Source organism: Streptococcus vestibularis, from assembly GCF_900636445.1.
Lineage (GTDB): Bacteria > Bacillota > Bacilli > Lactobacillales > Streptococcaceae > Streptococcus > Streptococcus vestibularis.
In genome coordinates this window covers 523,806-536,465 of record NZ_LR134275.1, presented here as the reverse complement: position 1 = coordinate 536,465, position 12,660 = coordinate 523,806, and the positions used below count along the sequence as shown (strand labels likewise).

Annotated in this window: 9 protein-coding genes and 1 pseudogene; 1 reads left to right on the top strand and 9 read right to left on the bottom strand. The window is 42.4% G+C overall.

Annotation, left to right across the window (positions count from 1 at the left end):
- Positions 1–10: 10 nt before the first annotated feature.
- On the bottom strand, positions 11–766 hold the full coding sequence (locus EL076_RS02825; RefSeq protein ID WP_126429150.1) for a class I SAM-dependent methyltransferase: 756 nt from the start codon (positions 764–766) through the stop codon (positions 11–13).
- Between the two features lie 209 nt (positions 767–975).
- On the opposite strand from EL076_RS02825, the pseudogene EL076_RS02820 reads away from it, so the two are divergent.
- A pseudogene (locus EL076_RS02820) lies at positions 976–2,225 on the top strand (ISL3 family transposase).
- Positions 2,226–2,304: 79 nt separating this feature from the next.
- On the opposite strand, the gene carB reads toward EL076_RS02820, so the two are convergent.
- The 8 genes from carB to EL076_RS02780 form a co-directional block, all read right to left on the bottom strand.
- A complete protein-coding gene (carB, locus tag EL076_RS02815; RefSeq protein ID WP_126429148.1) occupies positions 2,305–5,484 on the bottom strand; it encodes a carbamoyl-phosphate synthase large subunit in 3,180 nt (1,059 codons plus the stop codon).
- Positions 5,485–5,715: 231 nt separating this feature from the next.
- Positions 5,716–6,804, bottom strand: a complete 1,089-nt coding sequence (locus EL076_RS02810; RefSeq protein ID WP_003095621.1) for a carbamoyl phosphate synthase small subunit — start codon at positions 6,802–6,804, stop codon at positions 5,716–5,718.
- Between the two features lie 163 nt (positions 6,805–6,967).
- The gene (locus tag EL076_RS02805) at positions 6,968–7,894 is read right to left on the bottom strand and encodes an aspartate carbamoyltransferase catalytic subunit (RefSeq protein ID WP_003095459.1); all 927 of its coding nucleotides are present in this window, start codon (positions 7,892–7,894) and stop codon (positions 6,968–6,970) included.
- A 24-nt stretch (positions 7,895–7,918) separates the two neighbouring features.
- Positions 7,919–9,196, bottom strand: coding sequence for a uracil-xanthine permease family protein (locus tag EL076_RS02800; RefSeq protein WP_003095351.1), 1,278 nt, complete (start codon positions 9,194–9,196; stop codon positions 7,919–7,921).
- A 418-nt stretch (positions 9,197–9,614) separates the two neighbouring features.
- Positions 9,615–10,136: a bifunctional pyr operon transcriptional regulator/uracil phosphoribosyltransferase PyrR gene (gene pyrR / locus EL076_RS02795; RefSeq protein WP_003095423.1), complete on the bottom strand. Its 522-nt coding sequence runs from the start codon at positions 10,134–10,136 to the stop codon at positions 9,615–9,617.
- A gap of 218 nt (positions 10,137–10,354) precedes the next feature.
- Complete coding sequence (locus EL076_RS02790) at positions 10,355–11,245, bottom strand: RluA family pseudouridine synthase (RefSeq protein ID WP_126429146.1); 891 nt, start codon at positions 11,243–11,245, stop codon at positions 10,355–10,357.
- Complete coding sequence (gene lspA, locus EL076_RS02785; protein ID WP_048788664.1) at positions 11,229–11,690, bottom strand: signal peptidase II; 462 nt, start codon at positions 11,688–11,690, stop codon at positions 11,229–11,231. Before lspA ends, EL076_RS02790 begins: the two co-directional genes overlap by 17 nt.
- An 8-nt stretch (positions 11,691–11,698) precedes the next feature.
- A complete protein-coding gene (locus EL076_RS02780; RefSeq protein ID WP_126429144.1) occupies positions 11,699–12,604 on the bottom strand; it encodes a LysR family transcriptional regulator in 906 nt (301 codons plus the stop codon).
- Positions 12,605–12,660 lie beyond the last annotated feature (56 nt).

Genomic DNA, 12,660 nt, shown 5'->3' with positions numbered 1-12,660 from the left:
ACTTTCAGTGTCAATGACCGCCTTTTAAATCCATAAAGCCATAGTGCAACTTTTGATTAGGACGAACCTGACGTTCAAACCCTAGTTCCTCAAAAATAGGGTCACGAAAATGTGCCTTGATGATAATTTTTTCCCGTGCAACACGTTTAGCCTCTTTTAGCCATTCTTCTGTCAGACGGCTACCATTGGCCAGAGGCTTGATAGCCTCTAGATTTTCCGATTCCTTGATAGTCTCTGAAAACATAGGATCAGCATAGATGATATCAAAGGAGTGATCAGCCTGGGATTTCAAAAAGGATAAGCTATCGCTCTTAATAGCCTTAATAGACCGCATGGCTTTTTCAAGCCGCTTGTCATCTGTCTGGTAAGTTGCCAGACCACGAGAAACCACCTGAAAAATCACCTCTTGACTCTCAAGGGCTGTCACCCTATTTCCCACTGCTGTCATCACTAGGCTATCAGAAGCCAGCCCCATGGTCGTATCAAGAATAGACTTAGGAGACTCCCCCAAAAGACTAATTAAAGCATCATGTGGAGCCTTAATGCGAAGAACCGCCGTATCTGGATGAAAGGACAACTCACTGCCATTCGCATTAACAAAAGACAATCTATCTTTATATAGCAGATAAAAAGCTCCAAATCGCTCTAAACATTTTGCCAAGGATAACTTGCGACGAGGCTGGTAGTCAGCTCCTAGCTCGTAAGCTAGTTCTTGGGCACGTGCAATCAAGGCCTCGTTTTCACGTAAAGATGTGGTAATAATCATGCTACTAGTATAGCAGAATCTTCGGAAACAAAACCATCGTCTTAGCTTTCATTTTAATTTTTGAGCTTACATTTGTGTAAGAAAAAAGGGCTCTATAATTTCTGTAGTGGGTAAAACCACTGTAGAGATTATAGAGCTTTTTGAGTGTACACAAAAAGTCCCATAAGAACTATAATGAAAAGCGACAAAACCATCATTAGGAAGAACTTATGAGACTTATTAAGAATACCACAGAATTAATCGGAATTAAAGACCAAAATATCATTATTTCACTTGTTTTTGAAACTGACACTCATATCGAGATTCAAGCAAAACTCGATTACCCTGCACCATCATGCCCTCACTGCCATGGAAAGATGATCAAGTACGACTTTCAAAAAACTTCTAAAATTCCTCTTCTCGAACAAGCGGGAACGCCGACACTACTACGTCTGAAGAAGCGTCGCTTCCAGTGTAAAAATTGTAGACGAGTCACGGTAGCTGAGACATCAATCGTTGAGAAAAACTGCCAAATCTCCAATCTAGTCCGACAAAAGGTTACACAACTCCTAACTGAGAAGATGGTACTAACAGATATTGCCAGAAGACTTCGTGTGTCGACATCCACTGTCTATCGTAAACTCGACCAGTTTACTTTCAAGGAACATTTTGACAAACTCCCAGCTGTAATGTCCTGGGATGAGTTTGGGTTCAAGAAAGGGGAATTGGCTTTTGTGGCGCAGAATTATGAGACAAACGAACTCATAACCATCCTTGATAATCGCCGCCAAACCACTATACGAAACTACTTTTTAAAGTATCCATTAAAAGCTCGCCAACAGGTGCAGTTTATCACAATGGATATGTCTGGAGCCTATATCCCACTAGCCAAAAAACTTTTCCCAAACGCCGAAATCATTATTGATCGTTTCCACATTATCCAGCACCTTGGTAGAGCATTTTTAAAGACTAGAATTGCAACCATGAACCAGTTCGATAAGAAGTCACTACCCTATCGAGCCTTGAAAAATCATTGGCGACTTTTCCAAAAGGACAGCCGTAAACTATCTCTCAACTCTTTTTATTCAAAGACTTTCCGCCAAACTTTAGCACCACATGAAGTTGTTGAGAAGACACTAGGCTTTTCAAAAGAGCTTACTGACTACTATACACTTTATCAGCTTTTGCTTTTTCACTTTCAGGAGAAGAGAGTAGATGAATTCTTTGAGCTGATAGAGGAAAATAGAAGCAAAGTCAATCACTATTTTCAAACGGTCTTTAGAACTTTTCTTAGACACAAACAATACATCCAAAATGCACTAGAAACAGACTATTCAAACGCAAAACTGGAAGCTACCAACAAGTTGATTAAAGACATCAAACGGTTGGGCTTCGGTTTTAGAAACTTCATCAACTTTAAGAAACGTGTCTTCATCACTCTGAACATAAAAAAAGAGAAGACCTATCAGGTCCTCTCTAGATGTTAGCTTTTCGTCACCCACTACAGTTGACAAAGAGCCGAAAAAAGCCCCAGCAAGGCTGAGACTTCTATTTCATGATTAGATAGCTTCTGTTGTAAAGCTACGGCTTTCAAGCACACGCACCATAGCATCTGCTGTATCAAGCGCTGTGAAGAGTGGAATTCCAGCTTCAATAGCTGAGCTACGGATAGCTGCTCCATCTTCGTCATAAGTACGTTTGTTACCAACCGTATTGATAATAGCTTGCGCTTTACCAGTACGAACAAGGGCTGGAATGTCATTGTCGTCATTTTCGCCCAATTTGTTAACAAGGGTTGCGTGAACTCCGTGTTCATTCAAGAACTTGGCTGTTCCTTCAGTGGCGTAGATACCATAACCGATAGCATCGAAGCGACGGGCCAAGTCAAGGGCTTCCTCTTTAGTGTCATCATGAATAGTGAAGATAACGTTACCAAAGGTTGGCAAGTGGAGGTAAGAAGCTTCAAAGGCTTTATAGAGGGCTTTTTCAAGAGTCGCATCTGTCCCCATAACTTCACCAGTTGATTTCATTTCAGGTCCAAGGAGGCTATCTACCTTAGCCAATTTTGTGAATGAGAAGACTGGTGCTTTGACATGGACATGGTTGCTTTCTGGGTATAGACCATCTTTGTAACCTTGCTCAGCCAATGATTTACCAAGAATCAAGTTTGTAGCAACTTGAGCCATTGGGATATCAGTCACCTTAGACAAGAATGGTACCGTACGGCTGGCACGTGGGTTAACCTCGATAACATAGACCGTTTCGTCCTTGATAACGAACTGGATGTTCATCATACCGATACAGTTAAGACCAATAGCCAAGCGTTTAGTGTAATCAGCGATAGTCTCTTGAATTTTCTTAGAAAGAGTTTGTGGTGGGTAAACCGCCATTGAGTCCCCTGAGTGAACCCCTGCACGTTCAATGTGTTCCATGATACCTGGAATCAAGACATCCTTACCATCAGAGATGGCATCCACTTCACACTCACGTCCGATGATATAGCTATCGACAAGGACTGGGTGGTCTGGACTTGCCTTAACGGCTGTACGCATGTAAGAACGAAGGTCATCTTCATTTTCAACGATTTCCATGGCACGTCCACCCAAAACGTATGACGGACGAACAAGAACTGGGAAGCCAATCTTACGAGCTGCTTCAACCGCTTCTTCTTCATTTGTCGCTGTTTGTCCTGGTGGTTGTGGGATATCAAGATCTTTAAGGGCTTGTTCAAAGAGGTCACGGTCTTCGGCACGGTCAAGGTCAGCAACCTGTGTACCCAAGATTTTCACACCAGCTTTAGACAATGGCTCTGCCAAGTTGATGGCTGTTTGACCACCAAACTGAACCACGACACCCTTAGGTTGTTCCAATTCGATAACGTTCATCACGTCTTCGAAAGTCAATGGTTCGAAGTAAAGTTTATCTGAAACTGAGAAGTCTGTTGAAACCGTCTCAGGGTTAGAGTTCATGATGATAGCTTCGTAACCTGCAGCTTGGATGGCTTTTACAGAGTGAACTGTCGCATAGTCGAACTCAACCCCTTGTCCGATACGGATAGGACCTGAACCAAGAACGATGACAGATTCTTTATCAGATTTGATTGATTCATTTTCCCACTCGTAAGTTGAGTAGAAATATGGTGTTGATGACTCGAACTCAGCCGCACAGGTATCAACCATCTTGTAAACAGGAACAATGTTATTTTCCAAACGTGTTGCACGTACTTGGTCAGCTGTTTGATTCCAAAGATCAGCAATCTTACGATCAGAGAAACCGTTACGCTTAGCTTCTTTCAGAACATCAACATCGCCTACGTGAGTAGCCAATTCTTGTTCCAATTCGAAGATGTGGAGCAACTTATCAAGGAAGAAGATATCAATCTTAGTCAACTCTGACAATTCTTCAATAGTGTAACCACGACGGATAGCTTCAGAAAGGTAAAAGAGACGGTCGTCTTGAGCTTTGACAATCTTTTCAACCAAAGCATCGTCTGTGACGTCCGCAAGCTCAGGCATTTCATTGTGGTAAACACCGATTTCAAGTGAACGACAGGCTTTAAGAAGTGACTCTTCGATGTTACGACCGATAGCCATAACTTCACCAGTTGCTTTCATTTGAGTACCAAGACGACGTTCACCGTGTTCAAATTTATCAAATGGGAAACGTGGAATCTTAGCAACCACATAGTCAAGAGCTGGTTCAAACATGGCATAGGTTGTACCAGTGACTGGGTTAATCATTTCATCAAGTGTCAGACCAACAGCAATCTTGGCTGCCAATTTGGCAATTGGATAACCAGTTGCTTTTGAGGCAAGGGCTGATGAACGTGATACACGAGGGTTTACTTCGATAACATAGTACTTGAAGCTATTAGGGTCAAGAGCCAACTGTACGTTACAACCACCCTCAATTTTAAGGGCACGAATAATCTTCAAGCTGGCATCACGAAGCATTTGGTTTTCAATATCTGACAAGGTTTGCGTTGGAGCAAATACGATTGAATCCCCTGTGTGGATACCAACTGGGTCAAAGTTTTCCATGTTACATACCACAAGAGCGTTGTCTGCGGCATCACGCATAACTTCGTATTCGATTTCCTTGAAACCAGCGATTGAACGTTCAATCAAACATTGTGTTACTGGTGACAATTTCAATCCATTTTCAGCGATTTCACGAAGTTCTTCTTCGTTGGCACACATACCACCACCAGTACCACCAAGGGTAAAGGCAGGACGCACGATAACTGGGTAGCCAATTTCTGTCGCAAAGGCAACTGCTTCTTCAACCGTATTTACAATTTCTGATTCTGGAATTGGTTGTTCCAAATCTTCCATCAATTGTTTGAAGAGGTCACGGTCTTCGGCTTGGTCAATGGCAGACAATTTTGTTCCCAAAAGCTCTACTCCAAGCTCTTCAAGAATACCAGCTTTTGACAATTCCATTGCCATGTTCAAACCAGTTTGTCCACCAAGTGTTGGCAAGAGGGCATCAGGACGCTCTTTACGAAGAATACGTGTGACAAACTCAAGCGTAATTGGTTCAATGTAAACCTTGTCTGCGATTTCTTTATCAGTCATGATAGTCGCAGGGTTAGAGTTAACAAGGACAACACTGTAACCTTCTTCTTTCAAAGCCAAGCAAGCTTGCGTACCAGCGTAGTCGAACTCAGCAGCCTGACCAATAATGATAGGACCAGACCCGATAACCATGATTTTTTTAATATCAGAACGTTTAGGCATAATTTATGATACAAAGCCCGTTAAGGACCCAGTGAAAATAGGAAACGTGACGACGACGCCTAAGCGTCTAGTCACCGTTTATCTTTTTTTACACAGTCCTTAGGGCGTGTTCACTTCCGTGAACATGTATCTTCTCCTTTCTATTTGACAACTCTCTGGTTGTCATTAAATAAGGTAGTAGACTGGGGCAAACAGGAGTTACACCCCACTATAGTCACTAGACAGTTGCAATTAATGACGTGCTTTTTCAGCTTGGAAAGCATCAATCAATTCTAAGAACTCATCGAAGAGATAACTAGCATCGTGTGGACCAGGTGCTGCATCTGGGTGGAATTGCACTGAGAATGCAGGGAAGTCACGGTGACGAACACCTTCAACTGATTTATCGTTAATTTCTTCGTGCGTTACCATGAGGCACTCTGGAAGAGTGTCACGGTCAATGGCATAACCATGGTTTTGGCTGGTGAAATCAACACGACCAGTCGCAATTTCACGAACCGCATGGTTAAATCCACGGTGACCAAACTTCATCTTGTAGGCCTTGGCACCATTCGCCAAACTAAACAACTGGTGACCCATACAAATACCAAAAATTGGAATTTTGCCTTGAATGCCACGAATCATATCAAGTGAATACGGTACATCTTCAGGGTTACCTGGACCGTTCGACAACATCACACCATCTGGATTAAGATGGAGAATTTCTTCAGCAGTGATATCATGTGGCACAACAGTCACGTTACAGTCACGTTTTGAAAACTCACGCAAGATAGAGTGCTTGAGACCAAAGTCAACCAAAACGATATTTTTACCAACACCAGGTGCTGGGTAGGCTGTCTTAGTCGATACCTGCTCAATATTGTTCGTTGGCAAAACAGTGGCACGCAATTGATCTTGCAAGTGCCCAATGCTGTCTCCAGGATTAGCCAAAGTCGCCTTCATGGTACCATGTTGACGGATAATCTTAGTCAAAGCACGTGTATCAATACCAGAAACACCCGGGATGTTTTTAGCTTTCAAAAACTCATCCAAGGTCATTTGGTTACGCCAATTGCTAGCACGACGGCTAGCCTCTGACACAACGACACCCTTGGTCGTTGGCTTAATTGACTCATAGTCGTCACGGTTAACGCCGTAGTTACCAACAAGTGGATAAGTAAAAGTCAAAATTTGACCATTGTAAGACTGGTCTGTGATAGATTCTTGATAACCTGTCATACCAGTATTAAAGACGATTTCACCCGTCACATCCACATCAGCACCGAAGGCCTGACCTTCAAAAATAGTGCCGTCTTCCAAAATAAGTAAACGTTTTGCCATTATACTAAATTGTTCCTTTCACTAAGATACAAAGGGCGTTAAACATTTGAATGAAAATCAAATCTAACAAAGAAGCTCTAGCCTCTAGGAAGATTTGTCTCTTTTCAAAGATTTAGCCCATGTTCTTTTTCGTCTGATTCTCTCAGGAATCGGTTAACGTAGTTTACGCTTTGCCATTTAAAATAGCTTCAATAATTGCCATACGGACAAAGACCCCGTTTTGCATCTGAGCAACGATACGAGCCTTAGGCGCCTCAACCAGGCTATCAGCAATCTCCACATCACGATTAACCGGAGCAGGGTGCATGATAATCGCCTGATCAGATAACTTGGCATAACGTTCTTCAGTCAAACCATAGAGAGCATGGTAGTCTTCTTTTGAAAATCCTTTATCGTCCCCATGACGTTCGTGCTGAACACGAAGCAACATGAGTACATCCAAGCCCTCAATGACGTCGTCAATAGCCACATGCTGACCATAGACATCGAACTCATTCGAATACCACTCTGCAGGACCAGCAAAATAAAGCTGAGCACCCAAACGCTTGAGAATCTGCATATTGGACTTAGCGACACGCGAATGCGTAATATCACCTGCAATACAAATCTTAAGATTTTTAAAGGTTCCGAACTCTTCGTAAATGGTCATCAAGTCAAGCAAACACTGACTTGGGTGTTGCCCTGAACCATCACCGCCATTAACAATAGAGGTCTGAATAGTCCTACTATCAATCAACTGCTTGTAGTAATCGACTTCCGAGTGGCGAACCACACAGATGTCAACGCCCAAGGCAGACATGGTCAAAATGGTATCATAGAGGGTCTCACCCTTATTCACCGAGCTAGTCCCAGCATCGAACTCAATCACATCCAAGCCTAGTTTTTTCTCGGCCACTTCAAAGGACTTGTGTGTTCGTGTTGAATTTTCAAAAAAGAGATTGGCAGCGAAATACTGTCGATCCAGCTGGAAATCAGCTCTGCCGTTTTTAAAATCTCCACCTCGACGAATCAGGCCCAAAACCTCTTCATTCGTGAGGGTTTCCATAGTCACCAAATGTTTTAGTGACACTTTTCCATCTGCAATCGCCATAGTTTTTCCTTTTTTAATGATTGATTAGTCCTTGCTACCTTTGTTAGGATCTGGCAAGATTTGGTAAAGCAATATTCCAAGAATGGTTGAGGTTGCCACACCCGTGATTTGGAGACCACCAAGGTCAATCATCAAACCACCGATACCAGATACCAAGATAACGCTAGCAATCAAGAGATTCTTTTTATTATCAAAATCAATCTTATGTTCAACTAAAATTTTCAAACCGCTAGCAGCGATAACCCCAAAGAGGGCAATTGAAATTCCACCCAAAACAGCTGTTGGTATTGAACTCAAGAGAGCAGACACCTTACCGATAAAACTCATCAAGACCGCAATCACCGCTGCACCCGCAATAACGTAAACTGAGTATACCTTACTAAGGGCCATAACCCCAATATTTTCACCATAAGAAGTTACTGGTGGAGCTCCAAAGAAACCAGCGATAATCTGTGCCAAACCATCACCAGTTAGAGTACGATCAAGACCTGGATCTTTAAAGTAATCACGTCCAGTTAAACTATTCAAAACCATAACATGCCCAAAGTGTTCAGTCATTGTCACAAAGGCAATCGGAGCCATGGTCAAAATCGCACTTGGATAGAGTTTGAAGTCATAATTCACAAACGGAATGTCAAAACTTGGAACTTGGAACCAATGAGCAGCCGCAACTTTTGAAAATTGAACAAACTCATGTCCCGTCAACCAACCAAGAACCACTGAGAAAATGTAACCCACGATTAAACCAAGTAAAATTGGGATAACACCGATGATTTTCTTACCATACATGTTAAAGAGGATGACGGCAAAGAGAGTTACCATAGAAATCACAAGACTAAAGATACTATAGGTATCATTAACCATTGTCGCATCCTTGACAGCATTAGCCGCAAGACTCAAACCGATGACGATGATAATTGGACCAACCACAATTGGCGGTAGGACTCTATCAATCCAAGCATTTCCCGCATACTTAACAACCAAGGCAACAATCAAGTAGACCAAACCTCCAGCCATGGCACCTTGAGCCACCGCTGCGATACCGTCAGTCTTCATAAGCATCTGCATAGCCGCAATATAGGCAAAACTAGACCCCATGTAAGCTGGAATCTTGTACTTAGTCACCGTCAAGTGAGCCAAAGTTCCCAAACCAGATGAGAAAAGAGCAATAGCGGGATCAATCCCTACCAAAATCGGTACAAGAACCGTCGCACCAAACATTGCAAACAAGTGCTGGAATGACAAACCCACCAATAAACCAGCTTTGGGCATATCATTCACATCATATTTTACGTTATTCACGATATCAAAGTACTCCTTAAAATTAAGATACAAAGGGCGTATAAAGAGCAAAGTAAAATTAGGAAATCTGACGCAGAAGCTTTAGCTTCTAGGAAGATTTATCTATTTTACACAGCTCTTAGACCGTGTTCAATTAATAAGATACAAAGGGACGTTTTGGCTAAGCCAAACATTTCTGTAGAAAAATCGAAGTCGACAACGCACTCCAAATTGTGCTAGGAGACTTATCTTTTTTCCTAAGAAATGAGTCCCGTGTTCAGTTAAGTAAGATACAACGCCCGTATAAGGCCTAAAGCAAAGATAGGAAATATGATGACGGAGCGCCAGCTCCTAAGAATATTGATCTTTTTTGCACAAGGCTTAGGGCGTGTTCATTTAACAAGATACAAAGGGCGTTTCACCCTATCCGTCAGTCAACTTAGCTTGGATCGATAATGTTGACACTATCCTTACCATCAACTTCTGTCACCAAAACTTCGATTTCTTCTGACTCACTAGTTGGGATATTTTTACCAACATAGTCCGCACGGATTGGCAATTCACGGTGACCACGATCAACCAAGACAGCCAAACCAACACGCGCCGGACGCCCATGGCTAACGATATTATCAATAGCTGCACGGATAGTACGACCTGTGTAAAGCACATCATCTACAAGGATAACATCCGTACCATCAATTTCGATAGGAATAAGGGATGTGTCCTGTTCAGATTTAACATCATCACGGTAAGCCTTAGTGTCAAGCTCAATCAATGGTACATCAAGGTTTTCCAACTGTTTCAAGCGCTCTTGGATACGCTGGGCAATATAAACACCACGTGTCTTAATACCAGCCAAGACAATCTTGTCGAGATTTTTGTTACGCTCAATAATCTCATAAGTGATACGTGTAATGGCACGTTTCATGGTTACGTCATCGACGATCTCTTTTTTCTTCATAAAAAGAACCTTTCTAAATACAAAAAATCCCCTTGAAACAAGGAGATACACAAAAACATGGCACAGTTCAACCGCGCGCTTCTCATGGCTCCTTGCCTGCCTCTCTGGACAGTGATTAAAGGACTTATTTAATTAGGTAAATTATAGCAAATTTAAGACTCTTTTACAAGAAAAAAAACGGGCGCCTCTCCCAAGAAAGACTATCCGTTTGATAACTGTTAAGCTTCTCTCAACTTCTCCAAGGTTTCCTTGAAAATAGCAGGTTCTTCCGCTGTAAATTCGACCAATTCTCCAGTCGTAGGATGCGTAAAACCAAGAGTCTTGGCATGTAGAAATTGTCCATGGCCCTTGAGGGTCTTGCGTGGCCCATAAAGAGGATCTCCCGCCACTGGATGACCAATATAAGCCATGTGCACACGAATCTGGTGGGTACGACCTGTTTCCAGTTGCAACTCTACCAACGTATAGTTGCCAAAACGTTCAAGAACGGTGAAGCGTGTTACTGCAGGTTTTCCTTTAGCTGTTACTGCCTGTTTCTTACGGTCTTTGTCCGAACGCCCAATCGGAGCCTCAATCACACCTCTATCGTTAGGCAGATTGCCATGCACGATAGCCACATACTTGCGAAGCGACTTCTTATCCTTAAGCTCAGCTGCCAAATCATTGTGGGCCTTATCGTTCTTAGCAATCATAAGAAGGCCAGACGTATCCTTGTCGATACGGTGAACAATCCCAGGGCGAACCACACCATTGATAGACGAAAGGTCCTTGACATGATACATAAGAGCATTGACCAAGGTGCCAGACGTGTGGCCAGCTGATGGATGGACCACCATACCTTGAGGTTTGTTGACCACTGCCACATCCGCATCCTCGTAGATAATATCCAAAGGAATATCTTCAGCCTTGTATTCCAAGACCTCTTCTTCAGGCAATACATAGGTGATGACATCGCCCTCTTTAACCGCATACTTAGCCTTGGCTGACTTACCATTAACTAATACTATTCCAGCCTTAATCGCTTCATTAGCCTGACTGCGTGACAATTCTGTCAAATCGGCCAAAGACTTGTCCAGACGGTTTCCCGCCTCTTTAATGATGACTTCCATTTTCCTCTTTCCATAAGATTAAAATCAAGAGCAACACGCCCACCGTTAGATAGGAGTCTGCCACGTTAAATATTGCAAAATCGATAAAATCAAGCTGAACCATATCAACCACGTAACCCAAGTGCAAACGGTCGATAAAGTTGCCAATACCACCTGAGATAATCAAAATCAAAGATAGAACCAACCAAAGACTCTTCTGGTAATTCTTAACCAGATAGACCAAAGCAGCACCGATCACTAGAACCGTCAAAATCACAAAGAAATATTTCTGATCCTGTAAAATCGAAAAGGCAGCACCACGGTTCTGTAGATAGGTCAAGCTGAAAAGCCCAGGAATAGCCTTGATAACTTGGTTAAGGGCAATATTTGCCACAACCCAATGCTTGACCCACTGATCCAAACCAATCAGAGCTAGAATAGCCAAAGGAATCACAACCTTACGCATAAGTCCTCCTATGGTTTGTAAGTATCAAAGTAGTCAAACATAACATTGACAAACTTGAGAGCACAAGATGATAAGTTAATCCCCTTACGACGGACATAAACCATCTTGTTATCCAAATTATCCTCAAGTGGAATAACTGTAATCCCGTTTACACTTTGAGCATCTAGGAAACCAGAACCCGTCGCATAAGCATCCGTACGCTCCAAGATACCGTTCAAAGTCGCACGGTCTGTCACGTTAAACATAAGAGACGAATCTGATGTATCCACAAAGTTTTCAGAATAGTACAGGTACTCGTCCTTCTCCTGAGTAAAACGTACGGTAGGTAGGTGCGCCAAATCCTCCATGACTAAACTCTCTTTATGAGCCAGTGGATGGCCCTTGCGAAGATAGATATGAGTCTTAAATGGAATCAAATCAATAGCCTCAAGCCCAAGCTTGTCCATATTTTGTTGGATTCCCTTACTATTTTGACGATTCAAATAGATAATTCCAATCTCACTGTGTCCCTTGGCTACTTCATCCAAAATTTGAATGGTCGTAGACTCAAAAATACGGAAATCCTTGTAATCAGGGTAACGTTCTGAAAAAGTTGTAATCAAAGGTGGCAAAAAATCATAGTGCTGACTGGCAATAGAAAACTGGTTCCCTTTTTCAGAAGCATTGAGATAGCGATTTTCAAAACTATCAAAACTGCGCACAACCTCAAGCGCACGTTCATAAAAGGTCATGCCCTGACTGGTCAAGACAGTCCCCGTCGTTGTACGAGTGAAAATTTTAAAATTCAACTCTTGCTCCAAATCCTTGATAGCCACTGAAAGACTAGGCTGACTCACAAAGAGCTTGCTGGCCGCCTCGCGGAAAGTTCCACTGTTGGCAATGGCTACGACATAACGTAGTTGCTGTATGTTCATATGTGACACTTCTTTCTTGAAAAATCAATCGATTCTATTATACCAGATTTTATCCT